The 26013-nt window shown below is 49.6% G+C and carries 24 protein-coding genes, 2 rRNA genes and 1 pseudogene; 8 read left to right on the top strand and 19 right to left on the bottom strand.

The features are described from left to right. Both BLQ99_RS13875 and BLQ99_RS13870 read right to left on the bottom strand, forming a co-directional pair. Positions 1-686: pseudogene (locus BLQ99_RS13875) on the bottom strand (acetyl-CoA C-acyltransferase); the annotation flags it as partial. A 13-nt stretch (positions 687-699) separates the two neighbouring features. Continuing rightward, the gene (locus BLQ99_RS13870; RefSeq protein ID WP_093691995.1) at positions 700-2250 is read right to left on the bottom strand and encodes an acyl CoA:acetate/3-ketoacid CoA transferase; all 1551 of its coding nucleotides are present in this window, start codon (positions 2248-2250) and stop codon (positions 700-702) included. 618 nt (positions 2251-2868) lie between these two features. Between BLQ99_RS13870 and BLQ99_RS13865 the strand changes: the two genes are divergently transcribed. Further along, positions 2869-4266, top strand: a complete 1398-nt coding sequence (locus tag BLQ99_RS13865) for a GntP family permease (RefSeq protein WP_093691993.1) — start codon at positions 2869-2871, stop codon at positions 4264-4266. A 277-nt stretch (positions 4267-4543) separates the two neighbouring features. Here the strand turns inward: BLQ99_RS13865 and BLQ99_RS13860 are convergent, their stop codons facing one another. Beyond that, a complete protein-coding gene (locus tag BLQ99_RS13860) occupies positions 4544-5887 on the bottom strand; it encodes an APC family permease (RefSeq protein WP_093691991.1) in 1344 nt (447 codons plus the stop codon). A 126-nt stretch (positions 5888-6013) separates the two neighbouring features. Here BLQ99_RS13860 and BLQ99_RS13855 point away from each other — a divergent pair, with 126 nt between their 5' ends. Together BLQ99_RS13855 and BLQ99_RS13850 are read left to right on the top strand one after the other, a co-directional pair. After that, on the top strand, positions 6014-7402 hold the full coding sequence (locus BLQ99_RS13855) for a [Fe-Fe] hydrogenase large subunit C-terminal domain-containing protein (RefSeq protein WP_093691989.1): 1389 nt from the start codon (positions 6014-6016) through the stop codon (positions 7400-7402). Positions 7403-7526: 124 nt separating this feature from the next. Then, positions 7527-8879 (top strand): pyruvate carboxylase subunit B, encoded by a 1353-nt coding sequence (locus BLQ99_RS13850; protein ID WP_093691987.1) that lies wholly within the window; start codon positions 7527-7529, stop codon positions 8877-8879. Between the two features lie 78 nt (positions 8880-8957). Here BLQ99_RS13850 and BLQ99_RS13845 read toward each other — a convergent pair whose 3' ends face one another. The 10 genes from BLQ99_RS13845 to BLQ99_RS13800 all read right to left on the bottom strand — a co-directional run bounded on the left by BLQ99_RS13845 (position 8958) and on the right by BLQ99_RS13800 (position 18662). Then, complete coding sequence (locus BLQ99_RS13845) at positions 8958-10619, bottom strand: nucleoside kinase (RefSeq protein ID WP_093691985.1); 1662 nt, start codon at positions 10617-10619, stop codon at positions 8958-8960. Between the two features lie 87 nt (positions 10620-10706). Continuing rightward, positions 10707-11588, bottom strand: coding sequence for a DMT family transporter (locus tag BLQ99_RS13840; RefSeq protein ID WP_093691983.1), 882 nt, complete (start codon positions 11586-11588; stop codon positions 10707-10709). Positions 11589-11628: 40 nt separating this feature from the next. After that, a complete protein-coding gene (locus BLQ99_RS13835) occupies positions 11629-12621 on the bottom strand; it encodes an inorganic phosphate transporter (RefSeq protein WP_093691981.1) in 993 nt (330 codons plus the stop codon). Then, a complete protein-coding gene (locus BLQ99_RS13830) occupies positions 12614-13240 on the bottom strand; it encodes a DUF47 domain-containing protein (RefSeq protein ID WP_093691979.1) in 627 nt (208 codons plus the stop codon). Before BLQ99_RS13830 ends, BLQ99_RS13835 begins: the two co-directional genes overlap by 8 nt. A gap of 136 nt (positions 13241-13376) precedes the next feature. Next, positions 13377-13565: a hypothetical protein gene (locus BLQ99_RS13825; RefSeq protein WP_093691977.1), complete on the bottom strand. Its 189-nt coding sequence runs from the start codon at positions 13563-13565 to the stop codon at positions 13377-13379. A 131-nt stretch (positions 13566-13696) separates the two neighbouring features. Further along, entirely contained in the window at positions 13697-14941 is a 1245-nt protein-coding gene (locus BLQ99_RS13820) for an aminotransferase class I/II-fold pyridoxal phosphate-dependent enzyme (RefSeq protein WP_093691975.1), read from the bottom strand. Between the two features lie 257 nt (positions 14942-15198). Then, positions 15199-15402: an alpha/beta-type small acid-soluble spore protein gene (locus BLQ99_RS13815; protein WP_093691973.1), complete on the bottom strand. Its 204-nt coding sequence runs from the start codon at positions 15400-15402 to the stop codon at positions 15199-15201. A gap of 138 nt (positions 15403-15540) precedes the next feature. Continuing rightward, positions 15541-16410 (bottom strand): hypothetical protein, encoded by an 870-nt coding sequence (locus tag BLQ99_RS13810; protein ID WP_093691971.1) that lies wholly within the window; start codon positions 16408-16410, stop codon positions 15541-15543. Between the two features lie 414 nt (positions 16411-16824). Beyond that, entirely contained in the window at positions 16825-18060 is a 1236-nt protein-coding gene (locus BLQ99_RS13805) for an aspartate kinase (RefSeq protein ID WP_093691969.1), read from the bottom strand. A gap of 206 nt (positions 18061-18266) precedes the next feature. Further along, positions 18267-18662, bottom strand: coding sequence for a class II SORL domain-containing protein (locus BLQ99_RS13800; protein WP_093691967.1), 396 nt, complete (start codon positions 18660-18662; stop codon positions 18267-18269). Between the two features lie 369 nt (positions 18663-19031). Here BLQ99_RS13800 and uraA point away from each other — a divergent pair, with 369 nt between their 5' ends. After that, entirely contained in the window at positions 19032-20300 is a 1269-nt protein-coding gene (gene uraA / locus BLQ99_RS13795; protein WP_093691965.1) for a uracil permease, read from the top strand. A 64-nt stretch (positions 20301-20364) separates the two neighbouring features. Here uraA and BLQ99_RS13790 read toward each other — a convergent pair whose 3' ends face one another. The 4 genes from BLQ99_RS13790 to BLQ99_RS13775 all read right to left on the bottom strand — a co-directional run bounded on the left by BLQ99_RS13790 (position 20365) and on the right by BLQ99_RS13775 (position 22335). Next, positions 20365-20616 (bottom strand): hypothetical protein, encoded by a 252-nt coding sequence (locus tag BLQ99_RS13790; RefSeq protein WP_093691963.1) that lies wholly within the window; start codon positions 20614-20616, stop codon positions 20365-20367. 24 nt (positions 20617-20640) lie between these two features. Continuing rightward, entirely contained in the window at positions 20641-20895 is a 255-nt protein-coding gene (locus BLQ99_RS13785) for a hypothetical protein (protein ID WP_093691961.1), read from the bottom strand. Between the two features lie 80 nt (positions 20896-20975). Continuing rightward, positions 20976-21392 carry a hypothetical protein gene (locus BLQ99_RS13780; protein ID WP_093691960.1) on the bottom strand — a complete coding sequence of 139 codons (417 nt, stop codon included), beginning with the start codon at positions 21390-21392 and terminating at the stop codon, positions 20976-20978. Between the two features lie 10 nt (positions 21393-21402). Beyond that, on the bottom strand, positions 21403-22335 hold the full coding sequence (locus BLQ99_RS13775; RefSeq protein ID WP_171904696.1) for a DMT family transporter: 933 nt from the start codon (positions 22333-22335) through the stop codon (positions 21403-21405). A gap of 125 nt (positions 22336-22460) precedes the next feature. On the opposite strand from BLQ99_RS13775, the gene BLQ99_RS13770 reads away from it, so the two are divergent. The 4 genes from BLQ99_RS13770 (at position 22461) to fba (ending at position 25345) form a co-directional block, all read left to right on the top strand. Continuing rightward, positions 22461-22784 carry a hypothetical protein gene (locus BLQ99_RS13770; protein ID WP_093691956.1) on the top strand — a complete coding sequence of 108 codons (324 nt, stop codon included), beginning with the start codon at positions 22461-22463 and terminating at the stop codon, positions 22782-22784. An 82-nt stretch (positions 22785-22866) separates the two neighbouring features. Further along, a complete protein-coding gene (locus tag BLQ99_RS15095) occupies positions 22867-23337 on the top strand; it encodes a hypothetical protein (protein ID WP_216093675.1) in 471 nt (156 codons plus the stop codon). Positions 23338-23432: 95 nt separating this feature from the next. Then, a complete protein-coding gene (locus BLQ99_RS13760; protein ID WP_093691954.1) occupies positions 23433-24326 on the top strand; it encodes an RluA family pseudouridine synthase in 894 nt (297 codons plus the stop codon). Positions 24327-24415: 89 nt separating this feature from the next. Further along, positions 24416-25345 carry a class II fructose-1,6-bisphosphate aldolase gene (fba, locus tag BLQ99_RS13755; protein ID WP_093691952.1) on the top strand — a complete coding sequence of 310 codons (930 nt, stop codon included), beginning with the start codon at positions 24416-24418 and terminating at the stop codon, positions 25343-25345. A gap of 107 nt (positions 25346-25452) precedes the next feature. On the opposite strand, the gene rrf is transcribed toward fba, so the two are convergent. Both rrf and BLQ99_RS13745 read right to left on the bottom strand, forming a co-directional pair. Then, a 5S ribosomal RNA gene (rrf, locus tag BLQ99_RS13750) occupies positions 25453-25569 on the bottom strand. A 190-nt stretch (positions 25570-25759) separates the two neighbouring features. Then, positions 25760-26013: ribosomal RNA gene (locus BLQ99_RS13745) — 23S ribosomal RNA — on the bottom strand; the annotation flags it as partial.

Here is a 26013-nt window from a genome sequence, read left to right as displayed (position 1 = left end):
CGGGCGCCACTGGCGCCAATCGGGTGCCCCAAGGCAATGGCGCCGCCATGGACGTTAACTTTTTCTTTAGCAAAGCCAAGTTCCTTGCCCACGGCCAAAAACTGGGCGGCAAAGGCTTCATTGGCTTCAATCAGGTCAATGTCATCCATAACCAGTCCCGCTTTGGCGAGGGCTTTGCGCGTCGCCGGCACCGGGCCCATCCCCATGATGCTGGGGTCGACGCCGGCCGACGCGTAAGAACGGATGCGGGCCATTGGCTTTATGCCAAGCTCCTTGGCTTTGTCGGCCGACATTACCACCAAAGCCGCAGCGCCGTCGTTTATGCCCGAAGCATTGCCGGCCGTGACCGTACCGTCTTTTTTAAACGCCGGTTTTAACGCGCACAGCTTTTCGACCGTAGTGCCCGCTCTGGGATATTCGTCGGTATCAAAGATCTTGTCGCCTTTTTTATCTTTAATAACGACAGGCACTATTTCTTTTTTAAAGGCGCCGCTTTCGATAGCTTTAATTGCTTTGTCCTGGGATTCGAAAGCCAGTTGGTCCTGTTCTTCCCGAGTAACACCATATTTTTCCACTACGTTTTCGGCCGTTATTCCCATATGATAGTCATTGAAAGCACACCACAAACCATCATGAATCATGGAGTCGATTAGTTTCCCATGCCCCATCCGGTAGCCCCACCGGGCTTACTCTTTTCAGCTAAAATTTCAGGCCCATTGGTTTTTCCAGGAAAATACGCTCATCCATCAGTTTCAAATCCGGTGAAATGATAGGTTTGAATTCCATTTGAGCCAGAATATCTTTCTCCAAATCGACGCCCGGCGCAATTTCGGTCAGCATCATCCCTTCCGGCGTTAATTTGAATACCGCCCGCTCAGTTATATACATAACGGGTTGCTTAACTTTCTGGGCGTAAGCGCCGCTAAAAGTAATCTGCTCAACGTGTTTAAGGAACTTCTTGGCTTTGCCTTCATTAACAATCTCAAGCTTTCCGTCGGCAATCTTGACTTGCAGGCCGCCCGCCGTAAAAGTCCCACAGAAGACTACCCGCTTGGCGTTCTGGGTAATGTTGATGAAGCCGCCGCAGCCGGCTACACGCCCCTTAAACTTGCTCACATTAATGTTACCATACTGGTCGGTTTCCGCCAAGCCAAGAAACGCCAGATCAAGACCGCCGCCGTCGTAAAAGTCAAACTGATAAGGTTGATCGAGAATGGCTTCCGCGTTTATCGCCGCGCCAAAGCTCAGCCCCCCTGCCGGCACGCCGCCGACGGGACCAGCCTCGACGGTAAGCGTCATGGTATCGCCAATACCTTCCTCATTGGCCACCATTGCAACACCTTCCGGTACACCAATCCCGAGATTAACTATGGCATTCGGAATAAGTTCCATAGCGGCACGACGGGCAATAACCTTGCGCTCATCCAGCGGCATGGGCGGAATAGCCGACAGTGGAACGCGGATCTCACCGGAGTAAGCGGGATTATACTGTTCGGCATATGTTTGCATATGCTGAGAGACATTTTCGGCAATCACGATATAGTCGACGATAATCCCCGGAATTTTGACTTGCATGGGTTTCAGGCTACCGTTGGCAACAACGCGCTCGACCTGCACAATGACAACGCCGCCGGAATTTTTGGCCGCTTGTGCTATCGGCAGGATTTCCAGGGAGACGGCTTCATGCTCTATGGTAATGTTACCCTTCTCGTCGGCGCTGGTCCCCCTTATTAACGCTACATCAACCGGAAAAGGCTTATACCATAACCATTCTTCACCGCCAAGCTCAATGACCTCGACCAGGTCTTCTTTCGTTATGCCGTTAATTTTACCGCCTTCAACCCGCGGGTCGACAAAAGTGTTGAGACCTACCTTAGTAATAACGCCTGGCTTGCGGCCAGCAACATTGCGAAACCAGTGAGTCAGCGTGCCTTGCGGGAAATTGTAAGCTTCAATTTTATTTTCAACAGCAAGTTTCCCCAGCTTAGGCGCCAAATTCCAGTGGCCACCGACAACCCGTTTTACCATACCTTCATATCCGAAATGGTTTAAACCGCGGTCTTTACCGTCACCCTGTCCGGCACAATAGATAAGGGTGAGATTACGCGGCGCACCTTCCTTTAAAAAACGTTCTTCCAGGGCGGCGGTCAACGCTTCAGGATGTCCGTTACCAACAAAACCTCCGGTGGCAACGGTTGCGCCGTCTTTGATCAGGCTAGCTGCCTCAGCTGTAGTTATAATTTTTGCCACTATAACACACTCCCCAAGTATTAAAAATAAATTTCGTTCGTATTACAACATGCAAAAATTATGCCAAATATAAAAATCAAAAAATAACAATAACAGGCCGGAAACCCTTCGCCATATGACCTTGATTTTGGACAGTTAATTTCGTTTTGTATGACCCAATTGTTGAACACACGAAAAACCGAATAAAATTCTGTATTTTACGAGTACCCGCTAACCGAAACTAAAAGCGGAATGACACTAAAAATGCATTCGATACTGACTACACTAGCGTTATCTTGCAAAATGCCAGTGGTTTCTCCATCCAAAAATACAACGATATTCATGTGTACATTTTTGTGTACGCAATTTGTCTGTTTATATAGACATTTTGTTGGTCGATTACTCGTTTGTTAAATGCTGAACATAATGACATATTAATAATTTTAGGTAAATTCCATTTTGGCATTAAAATTGCATGTTGTCATTTAATGCCGCAATTTGCCGAAAAGGAGGTGCACGTGAAAACAGGACAAGCCTAACCAAATATCCCTGGATAAGGTTGTTCTATTCGGGAACAAACCAAATGTACTATTAAGCAAGCCTAAAAACGGCAACAGTCAGGAGGTAATGTGAACTATCATGGAAGTAATTGGGATTATTCTGAGTTTGTTTTTATTAATGTTTTTTGCCTATCGCGGTTTTTCCGTAATTCTGTTTGCCCCGGTGTTTGCACTGCTAGCTGCAACCATGTCAGGCCTTCCTTTAATGCCCGCCTATACGGAGCTTTTCATGGGCAAAGCGGTAACCTATATTAAATCTTTCTTCCCCGTATTCATGCTCGGAGCCGTTTTCGGCAAGGTGATGGAAGACACCGGCTTAGCCAAAAGCGTGGCCCATGCCATTATCAAAGGCCTAGGCAAAGAGCGGGCCATTCTCGCTGTCGTCCTCTCCGGAGCGGTTTTGACCTACGGCGGCGTAAGCCTGTTCGTCGTTGTGTTTGCTGTTTATCCGTTTGCCGCCGCCCTCTTTCGGGAGGCAGACATTCCCAAGCGCTTAATTCCTGGTTCTATCGCGCTTGGCGCCTTTACTTTCACTATGGATTCTTTTCCGGGCACTCCCCAAATCCAAAACATTATTCCCACTAATTTCTTCGGAACCAATATTTACGCCGCCCCGATAAGCGGTCTTCTGGGCGGCACGGCCATCTTTATCCTGGGTATGATGTGGCTGGAGCGCCGCCGCAAAGCAGCCCAAGCTGCCGGTGAGGGATACGGCAACCATACAGTCAATGAACCAGAGCAGCGGGACGACATGAATCTGCCGGCTTGGTATGTCGCTGTTTTGCCCCTGTTAACTGTATTAGTAGTCAATTTTATCATGACCCGTGTTTTCACTTGGGATCCTTCCCTGCTCGCTCCGTTCCAGGCAATGAAACTGCCGCTTGTCGCCCCGGCGGTTAAAAATGTCATCAGTATTTGGTCGCTTATTATCGCCCTGGTCTGCGGCATTCTGCTGGCAATCGTCCTGGGCGTCAACCGTCTGCCCCAAGGCGGTCTGGCCAAAGCCCTCAATGCCGGTGCCATTGGTTCACTGCTGGCAATTATGAACACCGCCTCTGAGGTCGGTTACGGCAACGTAATTGCTTCGCTACCTGGTTTTAAATCAATATCGTCTGCACTCATGAGTATTAAAATCGGCGGTTCACCGCTGGTTTCCGAAGCGGTTACCGTAAACGTCCTTGCCGGTATTACCGGTTCCGCCTCCGGCGGTATGTCTATAGCCCTGGACCTAATGGCCAAAGACTGGCTGGCCTGGGCCAACTCTATCGGGATGTCGCCGGAAATCCTCCACCGTGTTGCCTCCATGGCTTCCGGCGGTATGGACACCCTGCCTCACAATGGCGCGGTTATCACTCTGCTGGCCGTTTGCGGTCTCACTCACAAAGATTCCTACGGCGATATCTTTGCAATGACGGTAATAAAAACCTCAATGGTATTTCTGGTCATCCTCTTCCACACGCTGACAGGAATACTGTAAAAAACAAAAGCACTAGCGCGCCTTTTTTAAAAAACCGTAAAGGACGCTAAGGCTGCAAAGGGTATACCGGGTGCGACGCATGTCGCGCCAAAAAAGAAAAAGCCTTTGCAGAGCTTCGCGCTCTTCACGAACTTTGCGATTAAAAACTTATACTTTCTGATATCAAAAAAAATCCTGTGTCGCAAAAGACACAGGATTTTTTATTACGACGACATTACGGACAAGACCTTGCTTCGCGGGCAAATATTCCAGATAAGCTGAAAAATTCCGGTTTTGTTCACTCTGTTTGCGACAGCGGCTGTGGCGCTTTTTCTCCCTTATTGAGAAGCCAGAACAAAGGAACGCCGGCTAGCGTTAATCCCAGCGCGTAGAGGGTATCTATAGGATTGGTTAGTATTGTGCTGATAACGATATAAGCTGCACCGGCGACTGCTACCCCAGGAATAACGGGATACAAGGGGACACTGTAGGGACGCTGCCGCAGCGGCGAGCTGCGGCGCAACCGGAATACAGCCATAAAACCCATGATATAAAAGACTTCTATAATGAACATGGAGATGTCAGTAAGCCGGTCAGGATCCCCCAACATCATCAGTAAGACAGTTAGAAAAAGCTGTTGTATAGTAGCATTAACGGGCGTGCCTGAGCGCTCATGAAGCCGTGCCAGCCACCCCGAACCGGGGAGCTGCCCCTGTAAAGCCATGGCATAAGGGACACGGGCACTGGTAAGAATATAACCGTTAAGAGCACCGAAAACGGATATCAAAATGCCGATATTTACAAGTCTGCCGCCAATTTCACCGAATAGCCGTCCGGCTATTGCGCCGGCCGCTTGATTGCCAAGAGCTACGATCTGCGCCGCCGGCAATACATAGAGCATAGCCAGATTGACAAACAGGTAGACCAGCATAACAATGCCTAAGCCGATAATAATCGCCCGCGGCAGTTGCTTGGCAGGATCTTTCATTTCGCCGGCTATATAACCGACGCCAATCCAACCGTCATAGGCCCATAGCGTCGCCAAAATAGCCGCGCCCATACCCGCCGACTCCGCCAGCCCACTTTGCATCCCCAGTACTTGTCCATCGCCTTTCCAAAGGCCGACCACGGCAATGAGCATAATCGGTGCCAGTTTGGCAACCGTCGACAAAGATTGAACCCAGCCTCCATATTTTGAACCAAAGGCATTAACAGCACTGAGAAATAGGACGGTGACAATTGCCGTTGGCACTCGCCATTGCTCCGTTAACCCGAAAAAAGGAATAAACAGTGCGGCAAAATACAGCCCCAGAGCGGCCGATGTAGCCGGTCCGTAAATGAGTGTCTGTACCCAACCAAACAAATAACCCCAAAACCTGCCATACACCTCATTCAAATATGCGTAAAGCCCGCCTGTTTTGGGGATTTGAGCCCCTAACTCGGCAATCGTTAACCCTGCCGCCATGGTAATTACCCCGCCGAGCAACCAAGCGACCAAGCCCATGGTCGAATCGCCGGCCGCGGCGATAACTTTGCCAGGCTTCATGAAAATACCCGAACCAATGACCATGCCAACGACCAGGGCTATGGCCGGAACAAGGCCCAAATTTTTTTTCAGGGATGCTGCTTGTCCCTTTCTCACCCGCCACCCTCCTTTCACTTGCTAAAACAACATAACGATAACAAAAAACGACAAATTTCGCAACAGGAAAAAATGGTCAGCTTATCAAACATTAAATTTAAATTTGACTATAAACGAGGTGCAAACATGGCAGAACAGCCCAAACCTTTGAACATTAGACCACGCATTCTTTACCAAGTAGCGAAAGCAGCCTGGGAAGGCAAGCTGTTTGAACAACGCGAAGAAATTTGCCGGCTTGTCATGCAGGAATTCCAGGACAAAGCAACCCAGCGGCAGGTGGCCAACCAAATCCGAATTGCCATGGGTCTTGACCCCCATAACGACGCTGCCGTACTAACGGAAGACGACGAACTAGCCCTGATGGGCATGGGCAGCGAACCGGTGGTTGTCGCCAACCCGGATGCCTGCCGCTCTTGCCCGGAAGGCGACCGTGCCTGCGAAAAGGCCTGTCCGGTCGCGGCCATTACCCGTGACGAACTTGGCCGCTTGCGCATCAACTACGAAAAATGCATCGGGGACGGCCACTGCGTCGATGTTTGCGACTTTGGCGCTCTGGCCCACAAGTCGCAGTTCGTACCGCTTATCGAAATCCTGCGACAGCGTTCCCACCCCGTTTATGCATCCGTCGCTCCCGCTTTTGCCGGCCAGTTTGGCCCAAATGTTACCCCGGGTAAGCTGCGCTCCGCGCTGTTAAAACTAGGTTTTACCGACATGGTCGAAACGGCTCTGTATGCTGACTTGATTACGATGAAAGAAGCCTTCGAATACGACCACTTCGTCCAGACGGAAACAGATTTTATGCTTACCAGTTGCTGCTGTCCTGTCTGGATTAAGTTAATTGAAAGCCGTTTTCCCGAACTAATCGACCATATATCCCCTTCCGTTTCCCCTATGATCGCTTCCGGTCGGGTCATCAAAGCGCTGCAGCCTGAAGCAAAAGTCGTCTTTATCGGGCCCTGTGTGGCCAAAAAATCGGAAGCACAACTTCCTGATCTAAAAGGGGCCATCGACTTTGTTCTCACTTTCCAGGAGTTGGCTACCATTTTTGCGGCGGCAGACATTAACGTTGAAGATCAGCCAGACGAAGAAAACGCCCAAGCTTCGTGGGGCGGCCGGATTTATGGCCGTACCGGCGGCGTAAGTAGCGCCGTCGGCAGTACGCTCAAAGCGCTTGTGCCGCGACGGGCGGAAAACTTTAAACCTGTTAAAGTCGACGGTATCCCGGATTGCCAAAAAGTGCTGGATCGTATTAAGAACGGCCAACTTGATGCAAATTTTATTGAAGGTATGGCCTGCAAGGGCGGCTGTGTCGGCGGACCGGGCCGGCTGATACCTCCCGAAGAAGGGACCGCGCATGTCAATAGGTACGGCAGCGTCTCTCATGCCCAAACACCGGTAGAAAACCCGCATGTGTACGCCATTTTGGCACGCTTAGGCCACAAACAGTTGCCCGAGCTGACCGGCGAAGGCCCGATGTCTGTATTGTTAGCGCGCAAATTAACGGGGAATTCGTAGTAATTCCCCCAGTGGCATTGTATACAGTATATTTTTTTCATATTGTTAAGAGAATGATATGGCTAAAAATCCAAAAATTTGCTATTATTTTTGTAAAGTATTTGAAAACTGAAGGAGGATAGCGATGTCAAATAAACAACCTGTAAAAATAGTTGAAACAGTATTGCGGGACGGCCATCAGTCGCTGGCAGCCACCAGGATGCGAATCTCGGACATGCTGCCCGTGCTGGAACAGCTGGACAATGTCGGCTACTGGGCCATTGAAGCCTGGGGCGGCGCCACTTTTGACAGTTGCCTGCGCTTTTTGAACGAAGACCCCTGGGAGCGCCTGCGCACCCTGAAAAAGCACCTGAAAAAGACGCCTATTCAGATGCTGCTGCGCGGCCAAAACGTCCTTGGCTATAATCATTATGCCGACGACGTTGTTAGAGAATTTGTCTTCCGTGCCGTTGAGAACGGTGTTGGCGTCATCCGGATTTTTGACGCCCTTAACGACGTGCGTAACCTGGAAGTGCCCATGCGGGCAGCGAAAGAGGCCGGTGCCCATGTCCAAGGCGCTTTTGTCTATACCATCAGTCCTTACCATGACAAAGAGAGCTTCCTAAAGGTAGCTAAAGACCTGGTTCAGCTTGGTGCTGACTCGATTTGTATCAAAGACATGTCTGGTTTGCTCGCCCCCTACGTGGCCTACGATCTTGTCAAAACCTTGAAGGCCGACATCAATGTGCCCATCCATCTGCATACTCACTATACCAGCGGAATGGCTTCCATGACCTACCTGAAAGCAATTGAAGCCGGCGTAGACATCATTGACTGCGCCCTTTCGCCCTTTGCCTTGGGTACTTCCCAACCGGCTACCGAGGCGATTGTTGCCGCTCTTGAAGGAACCGACCGCGATACCGGCATCAAAAAAGAACAACTTTTCCCCATCGCCGATCACTTCCGCGCCGTGAAAAAGCAGTTGGCGGAAACCTTCAAGTTGAATACCGCTATCGATATTGACACCAAAGTGTTGACCTTCCAAATCCCGGGCGGCATGCTATCCAACCTCCTTAACCAGATGAAAGAACAGGGCATGGCTGATAAGTATCCTGAACTGCTGGAAGAAATGCCGCGCGTCCGCGCCGAGCTTGGCTATCCGCCACTCGTTACTCCCACCAGCCAAATTACTGGTTCCATGGCAGCCTTTAACGTCATGCTTGGCCGTTATAAAATTGTTCCGCGGGAAGTTAAAGACTTGGTACGTGGTAAATATGGACGTACACCGGCACCGATCGACCCTGAATTTGTCAAAATGATCGTTGGCGACGAGCCCATTATCACCCACCGCCCGGCCGATGACATCCCACCCCAAATGGACAGCCTGCGCCAAGAACTGGCGGAAAAAGGCTACCCCAACGCATCGGTGGAAGATGTCCTGTCTTATGCCCTCTTCCCCGAAGTCGCCCTCAAATTCTTTGAAGCTAACCGTAAATAAAAATCGAGGCCTCCGGCACATAATCGCCGGGGGCCTTTTGCTGTTTGGCGCTAGCTGCGTTTTTGTCATGCTAAAGTCCTATTTATAGAAACAAGACTTACCAATAAACTCCCGTAAGATCGAGTTCAGCGGAATTTCATCATCATCGACCGGGGCAAAGTACGCCAGGAAATTGAGCAGTCGCCGCGCCTCGGAATATACCTCCTGCTCAGGACCGATTTGCTCAAGCAGGGGCTCGGCGTATTTTTTTAGCACGGCCAATTCGTAAATGAGGGCCGAGTTGAACATGACATCCGCTTCTTCCTGGAACGGGAAGATGTTACGCTCTTCTCCCCGGCGCACCGACGGCCATAACTGCAGTGTCTTGAGGGCGTCATGGGCGCGAAACTGACTGTCGCGGACAATGCGGCGAATAAGGCGCGTGTCGGTCGTTGGAATGCGGTTATGATTGTCGATGGAAAGTTGCGTCAGGGCACTGATATAAATCTTAACCTTCTGCTCGCGGGGAACGGCACTGGTAAGTCGCTCGTTTAGGCCGTGAATGCCTTCAATGATAAGCGGCTGGTCTTTATCAATCCGGATTTTGCGGCCGCGGTATTCCCGTTGTCCGGTTACAAAATTATACGATGGGATCTTCACTTCGTCCCCGCTGAGCAGCCGGGTAAGATGTTCATTAAAGAGCTCCAAATCGATGGCCTCGATGGCTTCAAAGTCATAGTCGCCCTTTTCATCCCGCGGCGTACGGGCCCGGTCGACAAAGTAATCATCCAGCGATATGGGCACCGGCCGTAGCCCGTTCACCCGGAGCTGAATATTTAACCGGTGGGCAAAAGTCGTTTTGCCGGAAGACGACGGACCGGCAACCAGGATAACGCGTACTTCCCGGCGGTGCTCGGACACAAAATCGGCGATTTGGGCAATTTTTTTCTCGTGCAGCGCTTCGGCAATGCGGATAATATCCGTAATCTGCCCGTTATGGATACAGTCATTGAGCGTGGCAACATAGCCGCAACGCAGGATTTTCCCCCATTGCTCGGCTTCCTGGAATATGGCCGCCAACTTCGGTTGGGGAACAAATTCCGGCAGTTTATCAGGATGCTCTTTTGCCGGAAACCGCAGCAAAAACCCGGGGGGATGAAACAAGAGGCCAAATACTTGCAAACACCCGGTTGAAGGTGCCATCGTCCCGTAAAAATAATCATATACGTCGCCACAGTAGTAAATACTTACCCGTTCACGCTTAAGCTGGCCCAACAGTTTGACCTTTTCCGTCTGACCGGCGGCTTCAAATAGCCGAATAGCTTCCTGCCGCGGGTAGCTTTTGCGGACAATGGGCCGGTCCTCGGCCACAATCTGCCGCATCCGTTCTTCCAACCGTGCGATGTCCTCAGGTGTTACCGCACGACCAATGTTAAGTTCGCAGTACAGCCCTTTGCTAAGGGAATGCTCTACCGTCACTTCGCCATGGGGAAACAAATCCCGGGCGGCGGCAACCATCACAAAGGCGAGACTGCGCTGATACACCCGAATGCCTTCCTCCGTGCTCAGGTCAACAAAATCTACCAGACAATCGTCATTTATTTCAGTTTGGAGGTCCTTTATATCGTTATTCACTTTTGCTGCTACAATAGGACTGGTATAAAAAGCGGCGCGTTCGCGGCTTACCGCTAAAAGCGTAGTTCCCTTGGGATATCGCCGCTTATCTCCATTAATAAAACGAACCTCTATCCAGTCTGCCATCTGGTCGCCTCCTTGCACGCAAATTTACCCTGAAACGGGCGTGTATGAAAAGATATTTTGCGGCAGTGTAAAAAATTCCTCTAATAGCTACCTGTTAGGGCGGTCGCCATAATAATATAAGAGAACAACACTTAGTGTAATCAAAATCCCACCGAATATTTGCCACTCATTCATGGTTTCATGTAAAAACAGCCAAGCCAGGGCCAGGGTAATAGGTATCTCGGCCGTACTGACAATCGAAGCGATACCGGCACCGATACGCCTCAGCCCGGCAAGATAGATAACCACTGGCGCCAACAAAAGCACGGCTCCGGTGAAAATTAAGACAAATTGTAAGCCCGACAGGTCTATAGCCATCAGCCAGACCGGCCGGTAGACGATGAGCAGCATGAGGGTACAAAAAGTGAAAGACCAGGCGGTCACAACAAAGGTGTCCACTACCGCAAGCAGCCGTTCGCCGTTTAAGGTAAGAAAGGCATTAGTTACAGCCGAACCCAGTCCTAACAGCAGCGCCCACCGGTCAGTGACCGTCCACTGGGCATGGAAAAGATCGACGCTGAAGATTAGCCCGATTAAAGCCATGACCAGCGCGGCTACCTGCTCAGTGGCTAGTGCTACCTGTCTAAATAATTTATTATACAAGGCAACAAAGGCCGGATAGGTGAAAATAAGCAGCGTGGCCAACGCGGCGCCCAGAATATCCAGCGCCGTATAAAAAAGTATGGATGTGAGAAAACCGCCTACTGCGCCCTGCGCGGCCATCGGCAACCACAGTGCGTGGGGGATGGCCGCCTTTTTCCTGGTGATCAGTACCCATAACCACGCCAACGTAGTGGCAACAATATTCTGAATGACCAGCACCGGCAACGGTTCCAATCCCGTTGAATAAGTAAACTTGATGATTACCGATGAAGCGCCGAACGCGACCGCGCTTAGCAGCACCAAAAAATAACCCAACCAGCTCTGCATTGGCCCCTCCCGTGTAAAAAAAGAAGCCCGTCGACCAGGCTTAAAGAAACAGTACGGCAATGATTTTGTAAGTTAAAGCACTGACTAAAGCTGACAGCGGAATAGTTAGCACCCAGGCCATGACCATCTGTTGCGCTACCCCCCACCGTACGGCACTAATCCGCTTGGCCGTACCCACCCCCATGATGGAGCCGGACACGACATGGGTAGTACTGACCGGGAGATGTAGCAGCGTTGCCCCAAAGATGACGACCGCAGAATTCAAATCGGCAGCAAAACCGCTGATCGGTTCAAGCTTGAAGATTTTGCCGCCCATGGTGCGAATAATACGCCAGCCACCTGCTGCCGTCCCTAAACCCATGGCCGTTGCAGCAGCAAGTTTAACCCATGTCGGGACTTCTAACGTGGGAAGATAGCCGGCACTGACAAGACTAAGCGTAATAATGCCCATCGCTTTCTGCGCATCATTTGAACCGTGCGAGAAAGACATCATCGTCGCAGACAAAATCTGCATTCGTTTAAAACCGGCATTTACGCGCGACGGCGCCATTCGGCCGAAAATCCACAGTAGGCCGATCATAATGACCAAACCGGTTAGCATGGCAATGATCGGCGAAAAGATCAGCGAGGCGACAATTTTTATAATCCCTTGGACTTTTAGGGCATCAACCCCGCGGGCCATCAGCACCGCGCCCATGACGCCGCCGATCAGCGCATGGGACGAACTGCTGGGTATCCCCAGCCACCATGTCAACAGATTCCAGAATATGGCCCCGACCAGGGCGGCAATGATAATCGGTTCATTGACCATCTGGGCTGACTTGACAATATCGCCGCCAATCGTTTTGGCTACCCCTGTACTATACATAGCGCCAAGAAAGTTGAGAAATGCGGCCAGCCAGACAGCAACCCGGGGCGTTAACGCCCGGGTCGATACCGAAGTGGCAATGGCGTTCGCCGTGTCGTGAAAGCCGTTTATGTAGTCAAATGCAAGAGCAAGAACAACGACGGTAATCATCAACACATCAAGCATATTTCATTACCACGCCCCGCAAAAGATCGGCGATGCTCTCGCAATGGTCGAGAGCTCCCTCCAGGTGTTCCAGCACTTCTTTCCATTTAATAATTTCAATTGGGTCAACGCAATGGGTAAATAGGTGGGCAACTTCCTGCCGGTAAATGCGGTCGCCTTCGCTTTCCAGCACCACGATTTTTCGCGTGTGGTCTAATATTTTATGCTGATTACCCTTAATATTTCTTAGTAAATCGAAGGCTTTAACAAGTTCATCGGTGCAATCGGCCAACAACCGGGCTAATTCGATCGCTCCGGCTGTTGGTTTCCCGGTGCGATACAACACCATGCGCTCAATCGTTCCCTGCAAAAAGTCGACAACATCGTCGAGCATCGTCGCCAGGGAGTAAATATCCTCGCGATCCAGCGGAGTGATGAAGGTGCGGTTGAGCTTGTCAATAATGGCATCGTTAATTTCGTCAGCCTCGTGTTCAAGGTCAGACATGACATCCATTTTTTCCTGAATATTATTGTAGTCATTTAGACTATCCTTAAGAATGTAGGCGCCCCGCCGCAGGATGCGTGTGCTCTCGGCGAACAGCTCAAAGAACTTGTCCTCCTTGGGTTTTAGGCTAAACATAGCTCTATCCTCCCGTAAAATTGCTTATCCATCAACAGTATACCGGAAAAAAAGGCAATTTACTATATATTGAGCCGAAGATAGACAATTGTAAAAATAAAAAAAGCGGGCTGGAATTACCCGCGCTATAAGAAAATTAGCCGCGCCCCTTCAGCAGGCGAAACAAGCGAAAGGCCAATACCGGCCAGATTGGCGCTCGCCGCAAAGCAAAGCGCATGCCGGCCAGAAACACAAAGGCCGTGCCAAGCACATGAATAAGCCAAAAGCCGGTACGGGGAAATTCCCAGATAGTATCGTCAACCCAGTTATTATTGCGGTATCCCATCTTATCGCCTCCTTACATTTATTATCCCCAATTTATTAAGCGCCAGTGAAGGAAAATTATGATAAATTGTGGCTTGCCATAAAATAAAAAGTCGGGTTATCCCCCGACTTTTAAAAGCAGCTGTTCACTTTTTACTCGACGGCCGCCATCGCCTTAGCCACTTTGGCCGCCAGACCGGTTATCTTTTTCAATGGAACAGCGCAGACCGCAATACGCACTCCTTTGGCCAGCGGTACAGCAAACACCTTGTCCTCATGGAGCTTTTCACAGACGGCGTCTGGATTTTGGGCCGGAATGGTCAAGAAAAAGCCAGCAATATAAGGTAACATGTTAAGGTTAACTTCTTTGGCTTCACGGGTAAAGATAGCAGCACGTTCTTGGATCAGCCGGTAATAGAAATTACGTTCCTGTTCCAACTGAACTTCTAGTTCTTTGTCTTTGTGAATAGTGACAAGCAGCCGTTGGCAGCCCCGGTTTATGCTTGACCAGGTGGCGCGGCTGGTATAACCGTTTATGTCTTCAAATTCTTTGGCCACTTCCTGGCTGGAAGTAACGCCAATCATCGCGCCGGTGCGCTGGCCGTACATAGTATAGCCTTTGGACATGCTAAAAGCCAGGATAGCCAAAAGGTTAGGCGGCAGTCCGCCGAGTTTCTTCATGAAGGCACGAGCCTCGTTCTTTTCGCCGGCATAATCCAGGTAGGCGATATCGATAACCAGGACGATGCGTTTAGCCGTATCTTTTGCATATTCTTTAAGGCAATCCAGCACCTGGTCCCACTCGTCGTCCGAGAGGCTATAGCCTGTAGGGTTGTGAGCAGGCGCGTTTAGAATAATAATCAAGCTGTTTTGTTTAGCCAAAAGGTCCTTCACTTTTTCAGCAAAAGACCGGATATTAAATTTTTGTTCTGCGTCAAACAGCTCATACGTGTCCAGCTTACGCATAGCGTCTTTGCAGAATACACTGTACGGACCCCAATGCCAGTCTGATGTAAGAACCGTGTCACCAATCTCGGAATAATTGTGTACAACATGATGGATACAGCCCGAACCGCCGGAAGTGGCAATAGCCTTGATATAAGCGTCCGGCCGGTTGGCGGCAAAGGTGACGTCAATAGCAGCTTCCAAATACTCGGGTAAACCACTGATTGGCGCGTAGTTAATAACTTCCGTAATTGGCAGCGTGCGAAAGACTTTTTCCGCCGTCGGCAGGCACACCAGGTTTTCATCATCGTCCAGTATAGCCCCGATAGTCGCATTGATGATATTATCACGTCCATATTGGGTGATCGCCTTATTTGCGGCGGCGCTGGCCGCCATGATTTTGTCCAACCCGAATTTGCCTTTGGCATGCGAAGCAGCAAGACTCACTGTCATACTCTTTCCTCCCCAATTGTTTATTCCTAATGGATATTCTGGCAATGTCAGCCAAATTCCTGCTTTACGGTTGTCCGATCTGCCTATTTCCCGGGAAATCGTTGGCGACGCTCGAGTATAGATTATGCAAAAAAGAAATACAGAATGTACTTGATTTAATATATATGTTCCCATGGCTGGAAAGTTCCTTCCAGCCACTGTTATTATGTATGGAAAAAGCAGGCTGAAAACAGCCTGCTTTTGCACTAGCTGCGGCGTTATTGGCCGGTAAACTTATTCTCTTGCGCTTCAATCATTCTGCGGACCATGTGGCCGCCAACACGGCCATTATCAGCGGAAGTAAGGGCACCTTTGTAGCGGTTCTGGTAGTCTTTCAGGCCGAGCTCGTTGGCAACTTCCAACTTCAGTTGGTCAAGAGCCTTTTGGGCATTGGGATTTACCGGTTTTCTGCTCCTAGCCATTCGACAAAACCTCCATTTCAAAGTATTTGGTACCCGTTAATATCATGGCCGCATTCCAATAATCAAATACAATGTAAATATTGGTGTAAAAAAAGAGCGACCCGTACAAGCGGGCCGCCGCAAATTAGCAATCGCTAATTAGAAATTTACAACAAACTCAACGTTGGTGCGGTTTTTATCTTGGTTGCCATTTTCGGTTTGAGCAATATCTTGGTAAACAGTCAGCGTGGAAGCATCGGAAATTTTGTAGTTGGCTTTTACCCGAAAACCTTTTGAGTCAATATAGTTGCCGTTAGTAGTATAACCATCAATAGCGTCTGCTTCGATATTGCGATAGGAAAGAGCATAGTCAATGTCGCCTTTTTTAACGGCGTTGCCAAATTTCACTTCGGCCAGGTAACCGTCGGCTTTGTTAGTGGTATTTTTGACATATTCAAAGTTGAAAACGGTATTTTCGGCAAGTTTAGTGTCGAAATTCAGGCCATAGCGCTTAACGTCTTCCTTTTTCAGGTAGCTAGCGCCAAAATTGGCCGCGCCGAGGGCTGCGTTCATATCGGCCGCGAATACGTCTTGTTTTGCATCCTTACCAAAGAAACCAACTAATCCGATACCATCGATGACCGTATTGGCGGAAACGCCGGAAATGCCGTTGACGTCTGCCAGCAGGCCTTTGCCCAGCCACAGAGGCTGTTTACCGACTTTCAGGTCAAGGTTAGTGAAGCGAGCTCCCAGGTAAATTTGTTCAGCTTCAGTACCGCGATTACCAACAGCGCTGGAATCTTCGCCTTTCAGATTATTATTCATTACCATTCGGCCATGGATGTAGAAGTTTTCGACAATGTCGGCGTCGGCGACTAACCGAATACGGTTCGTCAGAGTTGCCTTTTGGCCCTCATCTTTGTTGTACTCGATATTCGCATCACCGGAGAAAACAGGCGCGGCAAATACGGAAGCGCTGGAAAACGTGAGCGCGGCTAGCACAGTTGCAGCCAGAAGTTTCTTTTTCACGGTTTGTCCTCCTAAATGATTTTTGGGGGTTAAGGTCTGCTGAAAAGCGAAATCAGGAACCAATAACCTTGCTGCACTTGCGGAGGACTTGCCGATGAGTGTCCGTGTTTCCTCACCATGAGTCACGCCGCTTATCGCAGGTCGGTTATTCTTATTATCCGCTTGTCGCCCCGTGGCGCCGGCCCTTAACCACTACCGCCGTCACAGTCCGATGCGTTAATAAGCTGCTCTGTTCTGCTTAATAAATTCTATTTGATTTACATAAATCCTTCACATAAATTTCAAATAAATGCTGTTAATTGTTGGTGTATGCCCATAATTCTTTCCACATAAGTATTTTTATGTAAACAAGATCGGGTTTAAAAAAAGCGCCTTGATACCAGGCGCTGAAGTTAGGCTGACTAAAGTTTTTTGTTAATTTGTCTCCTGCTCTTCGGGGAAAAAGCGGGCATGAATGGCATTGACAGCGTCTTTGACGCGATCGGCACGCACCAGGCAGGAAATACTGATTTCAGAGGTGCTGATTACCTCAATGTTAATCCCTGCGTCAGCCAAGGCGCCAAACATGGTGGACGCAATACCGGGACTGCCCAGCATGCCGGCGCCGACGACCGATACTTTTGCTACATTTTCTTCGACGACAATCCCCAGCACGCCTAGTTCTTTGCCCACTTCGGCAATGATCGCCCTGGCTTGGGGCAAGTCAGGTTTCGCAATGGTAAAGACAATGTCGTTGATATTTTTATCGGCGTTGCGGATGCTCTGGACAATCATATCTACATCAATATTAGCCTTAGCCAAAGCTGAAAATACCTTGTAAGCAACTCCCGGTCTGTCCGGTACGCCTAGTACGGCGATTTTGACAACGTTGGTATCATGCGTTACCCCGCGGATTATAAATTCCCGTTCTTCCACAGTGTATCCCTCCCTGATAATTGTCCCTGGTTTGTTAGTGAATGTTGAACGCACATGAATTGGTACTTGGCAATGGCTTCCCATCTCTACCGCGCGGGGCTGCATAACCACCGCGCCCAGGCGGGCCATCTCCAGCATCTCGCGATAGGTAATTTCCCGCATTCGCCGGGCATGGGCTACGACACGGGGATCGGCTGAATATACGCCGTCTACGTCGGTAAAAATTTCGCAAACATCGGCTTTCAGCGCACCGGCCAAGGCCACCGCCGTAGTATCAGAGCCGCCCCGGCCGAGGGTCGTAATGTCTCCTGACGCCGTTATCCCCTGAAAACCGGCGACTACCACAATTTTTCCCTGCGCTAATTCGGCCAATACCCGTTCCGGCTTTATATCAATAATTTTTGCCTTACGGTGGTGCGGACTGGTCATGATGCCGGCCTGGCCCCCGGTTAGGGAAACGGCGGGATGGCCAAGCTTTTGCAACGCCATCGCTAAGAGGGCAATCGAAACCTGCTCGCCCGTTGCCAGCAGCATATCCATCTCCCGTCCGGCAGCGCACTCATCAATCTTACTTGCCAGGTCAATGAGATCATCGGTCGTATCCCCCATTGCGGACACTACCACGACAATTCTATCTTCAGGTCCTTTTTCCCTTATTACCCGTTCGGCAACAGCCATTATTTTTTCCGGTGTCGCTACAGAGCTGCCGCCAAATTTTTTAACAATCAGCGCCATTTTCATCCTCCTTGGCCTTGTTTTATTGCCGCCATTTAATATTCTCTGTAGGAGAACAAATTCCTCTTTACAGTAAACATCATGCTTGTAAAGCTTGGACATTTTTCTCCCCCTAAAAGCGGCAAGTTATTGTCCGGCCGACCCTGTGGGTATTCAATAATATAGAAAAGTCCCGGCGGTGCGCCGAGACTTGCGAAATTGACAGTTTACGCTTCTACTTTGATTTCGCGGGAACTCTCCCACAGGCCGTGAATGTTGCAGTAAGCCGTTGCGAGGAGTGTACCGGAACCGCCTAGTTTTACCACTACCTTACCAAAGGGCTCACTGTAAGCGGGGCCCTTATTGGGTCCTTCCACCGACTCGCCATGAGCGTTAAACTCGAAGCTGGCCAATTCATAGGCGAACTTGCCGTTTTCCGGCTTGAAATAAAGCTTAATCCAACGGATATGGTGCTCTGTAGTGTTAGGATGGGCGATTTCTTTACCTACCCCCACCTCAATGGCTACTTTGTCACCGGCCTTGACCGTAGCCGGAGCGTCGATTACCGGGACATGCTTTTCGGCCTTCCAGTCCGCGCTTTGTACAATATCTGCAAATTTCATCGCACAAATTCCTCCTTCGCTGGAACGATTTGTATGTATATTATATTTTTCGGTGCTTAAAAAAATTCCTGCAAAATCTTAATAAAAATTTATTATTAATTTCATTATTTTGTTGATAATTTTTCTTTATATCAAAATAATATCTTTCACAAAAAAGGAAAGGCTAATAGAGAGTAAGAGTTTTTCGCCAAAACCTATAGACAAACGACGTGGTTTATGATAAATTTTAAAAAAAACCTTTAAATTAGTCCGGAGAGACTAATAAGGTGCACAATAAGAATGGGCCTACTGTGCCTTAGTGACCTTTAAGCCTCTTACTCCGGTAAGAGGCTTTTATTGTGTGCCAAAGGTACAAAAGGAGGAAAATATATGAGACGCGAAATTCAAGTCGACGAAAGACTTCCCATTATCCAGACCCTTCCTCTCAGCCTGCAGCACCTCTTCGCCATGTTTGGCGCAACCGTCCTGGTCCCCATTTTATTCAAGGTTAACCCGGCAACTATTCTCCTTTTCAACGGCATCGGCACTATTTTATACCTGCTGATTTGTAAAGGCCGAATCCCGGCTTATCTCGGGTCGAGCTTCGCCTTTATCTCTCCCGTCTTCGTTGTGTTGCCGCAATACGGATATCCTGCCGCCCTAAGCGGGTTCATCGCCGTTGGTGCTATCTTTTCCCTCGTAGCCATTAGTATCGGTCTCATTGGCACTAAATGGATCGACGTTGTTTTTCCGCCGGCTGCCATGGGAGCCATCGTCGCCGTCATCGGCCTTGAGCTGGCACCGGTTGCGGCCGAAATGGCTGGACTGACGGCAAAGAATCCCGACCCCAAAATCATCGCTGTTTCCATTTTCACTCTGCTGGTTACGATCCTCGGTTCCGTTCTGTTCCGCGGCTTTTTGGCCGTAATTCCTATCCTCATCGGCATCGCCGCCGGCTATGCGCTGGCCTTTGCGATGGGACTGGTTGACCTGAGTGGTATTGCCAAAGCACCCTGGTTAGCCGTACCGCCTATTTACACCCCCGAATTTAACCCCAGCGCTATCGCGATCATCGCCCCCGCTGCCCTGGTCGTCATTGCCGAGCACATCGGCCACCTTGTTGTAACCGGCAATATTGTCGGTAGCAACCTTGCAAAAAATCCTGGTCTGCACCGCTCACTGCTGGGCAACGGTTTATCGACGATGCTGTCCGGGTTCTTTGGCTCTACACCTAATACGACCTATGGCGAAAACATCGGGGTAATGGCCATTACCAAAGTTTACAGCGTCTGGGTTATCGGTTTTGCCGCTGTCATCGCCATCGTTCTCTCTTTCGTGGGTAAACTGGCCGCCGCCATCCAGAGTATTCCGGTTCCCGTTATGGGCGGCGTTTCCCTGCTGCTGTTCGGTGTCATTGCCGCTTCCGGCATTCGCATCCTGGTTGAAGCTAAGGTGGACTACAGCAGCGCGCGTAATTTAATCCTAACGTCGGTTGTCTTGATTATCGGCGTCAGTGGCGCCCAAATTACGGTCGGATCGGTAGCAATGAAAGGCATGGCTTTGGCTACTGTTGTATCCATTGTCCTCAGTCTATGTTTCAAGGTTCTGGACATGCTTGGACTGACTAACGATCTTAAACAGAAAAATGAACAGGTGTAGCGTCTTGAAAAAATTAAACCGCTCGTGCCGACGAGCGGTTTAATTTTTTCCTTTTTAAAGAAGATTATTTGCGAAACCCAATGCGAATAGCGGAACTGGCTAAAATATAACAAAAAGCGAACACGCCGCCAATTGTGAAGAAAAACGCCACCGGTTTAACCATCATAATTTCCGAACTGCCAACGAGCGAGAAAAGCAATGCCACCATGTAAGCTAAGAAAGACTCGCCGTATTGTGGACTGCCGGCGCGTGGAGCAATAATCAGCCACACAAGAAAGCCTAGTAAGATAACGTTACCATATTTGAGTAAATCCATGCCATCTCCCCACCCAACGCCATCCTAGCGATTTTTGCTTTTCCGCAAAATAGAGCGGGCGCCTCGTGCGAGCAGAAAAGCCACAAGCTGGCTAATCATGCCGATAATGAAAAGCCACGCCTGCTGTTGCATATGCAGAAAATACGCAGCGGCTGCTCCGGCCGCTAATGCTGTAGCATAGGCGAGAAGCGGCGTGAGTGCCCGCAAACTGTGCTTTCGCCAGCGAGGCATCAACAGCCAGCCAAAGAAAGCGCCCCAAACTGCATAACTAATGTTCACTAACTAGTTGCCCCTCTTCAAAATATATCAATTATAATTTTGCGGTCACAGCGTGTTTTCCTGCCGCTTCCCTTAAATTTCTAAACATCAAAACTATCGCCGCCAAAATCATCGAAAGCGTCAAAGTCCTGACCGACATCGCCCAAACTGTCAGCCGCCGCATAATAGGTTTCATCTAAGTCGCCGGCACTCGCCCGGTCAACTAGCATGTCAAACTGGCTTTCACTTAAAATCCCATGACCGGCCAGTGTTTCCCGCAACTCGTCGCTGTTCATATTGCGCCACATCTCATGCTGCTCAGGCGTAATAAGATGTTGACTAAGCAGATAGCCGAGGATTAGCCCGGTCAACATACCACCCGCTCCACCGAAGCCGCCGTAACCAGGTGAGGCATACTGCGGCTGTGAAGTCAACATTGTCTCCGGCGTGCGACGGGGCCGCATCATCAGAAACAGCGCAATTCCGATAACAACAATGATAATCACCAGGGTTAGCATATTATCCCTCCTAAGTCTCATTGTCAACTTCAACCAGCCGGCCTGCAATCGCCCCCGCTTGGGTCGTTAGCCAGACACCGGCAAGAATCATTGCAGCTCCTAACAGCTGCGGCCAGGCGAGCCGCTCGTGCAGGAAAAAGGCCGCGAAACCCATACCGAACAGAGGTATAAGGTTGGTAAAAATCGTAGCCCGACTGGGCCCGATAACTGCTACGCCTTGATTCCACCAGTAAAAAGCCAGCACACCGCTGCCAATAATCATATAAACCATGTTAACCCATCCAAGCAGAGACAAATGGATAGCGCCATGATAACCCTCGCGCACGGCCATGGCCAACAGAGCAAATGCCCCCACCAAACTACTCCAGGCGGTAGCCTTTAAGGCCGACATCTCCCGCATGGCCTTGCGCCCGATAATTGAGTAGACTGACCAGCTTACCGGCGCTGCCGCCAGTAACAGGTCGCCGTAATTAAAGGAAAGGCTGCTCAGCACCTGCCAGGAGCCTTTCGTAACGACAATGCCAACGCCGACAAAGGAAAGGGCGATGCCTATAACTTGCCTAAGCTGCAGTCCTTCATGCAGAAAAAGGGCCGACAGTACCGCGGTGATGACAGGATTCGCCGCCGCCAACAGGCTGGCGTTGGCGGCGGTAGAATACTTTACCCCCGTAAAAAAAAGAAAGTTATTAAAAAAAATTCCCGTCATTCCCAGAGCTAGTAACCACGGCAACTGGCGTACCGTTGGCAAGGCTTTTTTACCTTCAATATATAGTGTTACGCCAATCAATATGATACTCACCCAGGCAAACCGGAAAAAAGCGGTTGTTATTGGCGAAAGTTCGCCGACTGTATATTTCGCGGTCACGGCATTACCGCCCCAGAGGATGGCCGTCGCCGTCAACAGGATATAGACTACGCGCTCAGAGTGGAGAAAACCCGGCATCTTCTCTCCCCCTAAAATGTTTACGGACAGTAGCATTATGTTGCAAGCATGCATATGATGTAGCAGATAGACCCCTTCCATTTTAACATTTTTCAAAATATAAATAAAGGAGGATGATATTAGATATGGAAAGAAAGTATCCGCATTGGTATCCTGATGATGAGCCATGCTGCGAGTACCCGGGGAAAGATATGGTCTGCGATGAACATATGCCCTACAAAATGATGGACTTTGCGATGGATACGCTAAAAGACCGAATCCTTTGCATGTTGGGCGACGAAATTATCTTCTCGGTCGATGCTCGCATCTGCGGCCGCGAGTCTTTTTGCGGCTCTCTATGCTATGTAGGCTGTGACTTTATCATTGTCAACGTGTGCCTGGGCCGCCGTCCAGTATCTATGCATATTCCGCTCAGGATGCTGCGGTTCATCGCGCCATATAAATCGTAAAGAGACCGTATTGCGACTAGCGCGCTCTGTGCCCTCACTGCATAGAATGTGGTAAGTCCCCCGGAAAGGAGGATTGATGCCCATGCGAAAATGGCGTGAGCGTAAGCCTCTGGCCATGGATGTCGATCATATGCGGCTTCTTCACCAGGAAGCCATTGAGCAGTTGGAATTATTGCATACTGCTCTTGACGCCATGGAACAGGCGACAGGCACTATGCGCGACAACCTCATGGAAATGGTAGAGAACCATTGGCACGCTTATCTTGATGTAATGCATATGATTACCATGCACGATGATGCCATGGCCAATGCCATGAACAAGTACGGTATGAAAATGCGCGACGCTGACGACTTGGAAGATGCCGACTGCCAGTTTGATTTAAGCGCTGTGCTGCTCACCTTCCTGCTACTGGCGCTGATACGTCGCCACCGCCGTATGTACTATTTATGGGGGTTGCGCGGTAGTCCTATGAGCGATTATTGGAAAGAATCTATGGCCATGGAACGCGATCATATGGCCAACCTAATTGCCATGATGCAAAGAGCCCTATAGTGTTGACTGCCACAAAGGCAGTTATTTTTTTGCAAGGATATTGCTCTAAATGCGGAGAAAATAAGAAATAACTATTAAGTGCATTAGGAGTCATTATGTTCAAATTAACCGTTCCTTTCGCAACGACTGCTACGTCGGTGCGGGATTTCCTCAAGTCGGCGGGAATATCGCTTACCCAGTGGCGAAAAATCAAACGCCAAGGGCAGGTCTTAATAAATGGCCATCCTGTCAATAGCTTTCAAACGCCGGTCTCGCCCGGCGATGAAATTATCATCGATTATGGCGACGAAAGTCGCATAACACCGCTGAAGATGCCGCTCCATATTGTGTATGAAGACGACTTCCTGCTAATTGTTAACAAACCTGCCGGTCTCCTCGTCCACCCCACAACCGCCCCCGCTGAACCCACCTTAGCCCATGGCATTCTGTACTACCTTCAAAGCAAGGGAGCTTTTGGCGCCTTTCACCCTATTCACCGTCTTGATCGTAATACCTCTGGCTTGGTCGCAATCGCGAAACACCCCCACATTCAACATGCTCTGTCAGGTGGCGGAGCTAAAGGCCTTAAACGACTGTACCTGGCGGTTGTAACCGGTATCCCATCTCCGCTAATAGGAAAAATTGATGCCCCGGTCGGCCGCCAACCTAACAGTATAATCAAACGGATGGTCAGAGCTGATGGACAACCGGCAATAACGCTGTACCGGGTATTATCAACTTTTTCCACGGCTAGTTTGGTCGAACTGGAACTCTTGACCGGGCGAACTCATCAAATTCGGGTGCATATGTCCCATATCGGGCACCCGCTGCTGGGTGATGATCTTTATGGAGGGGCGACTGACCTGATCAGACGCCAAGCCCTTCATGCCGCCAGCCTCTCCTTCCGTCACCCTGCTACAGGTAAAGTTTTGATGTTAACTAGCCCCTTGGCCCCTGATCTGACTGACTTAATTCGGCTACTTCGTCAAAAAAGCAAATTTTGTGAGTAATATTTTTTAATGGCATATACTTTTTCTATCTTTTGCTTACGATATGATATAATAATAACTGGGTAATTATGTTATAGGAGGGATTTTGCTTGCCACTCGTTACTTCAAAAGAAATGTTTAAAAAGGCGTATGAGGGTAAGTACGCCATTGGTGCTTTCAATGTCAACAATATGGAAATAATTCAGGGTATTGTCGACGCCGCCAAAGAAGAACAGGCTCCCCTTATTCTCCAAGTTTCTGCCGGAGCCCGCAAATATGCCAAGCATATTTATTTGATGAAACTGGTTGAAGCGGCCGTTGAAGATTCGGGCCTGCCTATCTGCCTCCACCTTGACCATGGTGAAGATTTCGAAATTTGCAAAGCCTGTATTGATGGTGGTTTCACTTCGGTCATGATTGATGGTTCTAAGCTTCCCTTTGAGGAAAATATTGCCCTCACGAAAAAAGTAGTTGATTACGCCCATGAGCGCGGCGTCACCGTGGAAGGCGAGTTAGGACGCCTCGCCGGTGTTGAAGACGCCGTCAAAGTCAGCGAGCGGGAGGCTACATATACCGACCCTGATCAAGCAGTCGAGTTTGTCGAACGTACAGGTGTAGACTCTCTTGCCATTGCCATCGGCACAAGTCATGGTGCATATAAATTTAAAGGAGAGCCTACCCTGGATTTTGCGAGGCTAGAAAAAATCAGCAAGATGTTGCCAGGCTTCCCGCTTGTTCTGCACGGCGCATCCACTGTGCTGCCTGAGTTTGTGGCCAAGTGCAACCAATATGGCGGCAATATCGAGGGTGCTCAGGGCGTGCCGGAAGAGATGTTGTTAAAGGCCGGGCAAATGGGTGTATGCAAAATTAACATTGATACCGACCTCCGTCTGGCCATGACTGCGTCTATCCGTGAACATCTTGCCCTTCACCCTGGTGACTTTGACCCCCGTCAATATTTAAAACCGGCGCGCGAAGCTATTAAGAATATGGTAAAACATAAAATCCGCAACGTGCTCAACTGCAGCGGTCGTCTATAGTTAATTATAACAAATGCCTGCTCCTCAAAGGGGCAGGCATTTGTTTGGAACACGTTATTTGGCCATATCAATACAAAAAGAGCACCTAGTATTAGGTGCTCTTTGTCAACCGGCGTCTACCTATCCTCCCAGGCCGTCTCCAGCCAAGTACTTTCGGCGTTTACGGGCTTAACTGCTGTGTTCGGTATGGGAACAGGTGGATCCCCGTAGCTATCGACACCGGATATGTTGTTGGGGAAAGTAATAAGTGGTAATCGGAAAGTGGTAGTTATGGTAACCGGAAAGGGAGTTCATCAGATAAGCGGTAACTTTCGTTCTCCACTTTCTATTTTCCCTTTTCCACTTTCCGTTTCCTACTTTCCCTCAAAACTGCACAGAAGATTTTGTTTACGCATTTTAGTATTTTGCCTTGTTTAGGTCAAGCCCTCGGCCGATTAGTACCAGTCCGCTCAAGCGGTTGCCCGCCTTACACTCCTGGCCTATCTACCTTGTCTTCTACAAGGGGCCTTACCAGTCTTCACTGTGAGAGACCTCATCTTAAGGCCGGTTTCACGCTTAGATGCTTTCAGCGTTTATCCGTTCCGGACGTAGCTACCCAGCTGTACACCTGGCGGTATAACTGGTACACCATTGGTCCGTCCACTCCGGTCCTCTCGTACTAGGAGCAG

The sequence above is a fragment of the Sporolituus thermophilus DSM 23256 genome (assembly GCF_900102435.1).
Lineage (GTDB): Bacteria > Bacillota > Negativicutes > Sporomusales > Thermosinaceae > Thermosinus > Thermosinus thermophilus.
Note: the sequence above shows the minus strand (reverse complement) of the source record. Positions and strands in the feature narration are given on the sequence as shown.

Coding starts and splice junctions, on each gene's coding strand:
- BLQ99_RS13855 (WP_093691989.1), top strand. CDS start 6,014: ATGGCAGAACAGCCCAAACCTTTGAACATTAGACCACGCATTCTTTAC.
- BLQ99_RS13760 (WP_093691954.1), top strand. CDS start 23,433: ATGTTCAAATTAACCGTTCCTTTCGCAACGACTGCTACGTCGGTGCGG.
- BLQ99_RS13780 (WP_093691960.1), bottom strand. CDS start 21,392: ATGCTAACCCTGGTGATTATCATTGTTGTTATCGGAATTGCGCTGTTT.
- BLQ99_RS13830 (WP_093691979.1), bottom strand. CDS start 13,240: ATGTTTAGCCTAAAACCCAAGGAGGACAAGTTCTTTGAGCTGTTCGCC.
- BLQ99_RS13800 (WP_093691967.1), bottom strand. CDS start 18,662: ATGAAATTTGCAGATATTGTACAAAGCGCGGACTGGAAGGCCGAAAAG.
- BLQ99_RS15095 (WP_216093675.1), top strand. CDS start 22,867: ATGCGAAAATGGCGTGAGCGTAAGCCTCTGGCCATGGATGTCGATCAT.
- BLQ99_RS13850 (WP_093691987.1), top strand. CDS start 7,527: ATGTCAAATAAACAACCTGTAAAAATAGTTGAAACAGTATTGCGGGAC.
- uraA (WP_093691965.1), top strand. CDS start 19,032: ATGAGACGCGAAATTCAAGTCGACGAAAGACTTCCCATTATCCAGACC.
- BLQ99_RS13835 (WP_093691981.1), bottom strand. CDS start 12,621: ATGCTTGATGTGTTGATGATTACCGTCGTTGTTCTTGCTCTTGCATTT.
- BLQ99_RS13805 (WP_093691969.1), bottom strand. CDS start 18,060: ATGGCGCTGATTGTTAAAAAATTTGGCGGCAGCTCTGTAGCGACACCG.
- BLQ99_RS13775 (WP_171904696.1), bottom strand. CDS start 22,335: ATGCCGGGTTTTCTCCACTCTGAGCGCGTAGTCTATATCCTGTTGACG.
- BLQ99_RS13820 (WP_093691975.1), bottom strand. CDS start 14,941: ATGACAGTGAGTCTTGCTGCTTCGCATGCCAAAGGCAAATTCGGGTTG.
- BLQ99_RS13845 (WP_093691985.1), bottom strand. CDS start 10,619: ATGGCAGACTGGATAGAGGTTCGTTTTATTAATGGAGATAAGCGGCGA.
- BLQ99_RS13770 (WP_093691956.1), top strand. CDS start 22,461: ATGGAAAGAAAGTATCCGCATTGGTATCCTGATGATGAGCCATGCTGC.
- BLQ99_RS13840 (WP_093691983.1), bottom strand. CDS start 11,588: ATGCAGAGCTGGTTGGGTTATTTTTTGGTGCTGCTAAGCGCGGTCGCG.
- BLQ99_RS13790 (WP_093691963.1), bottom strand. CDS start 20,616: ATGGATTTACTCAAATATGGTAACGTTATCTTACTAGGCTTTCTTGTG.
- BLQ99_RS13825 (WP_093691977.1), bottom strand. CDS start 13,565: ATGGGATACCGCAATAATAACTGGGTTGACGATACTATCTGGGAATTT.
- BLQ99_RS13815 (WP_093691973.1), bottom strand. CDS start 15,402: ATGGCTAGGAGCAGAAAACCGGTAAATCCCAATGCCCAAAAGGCTCTT.
- BLQ99_RS13865 (WP_093691993.1), top strand. CDS start 2,869: ATGGAAGTAATTGGGATTATTCTGAGTTTGTTTTTATTAATGTTTTTT.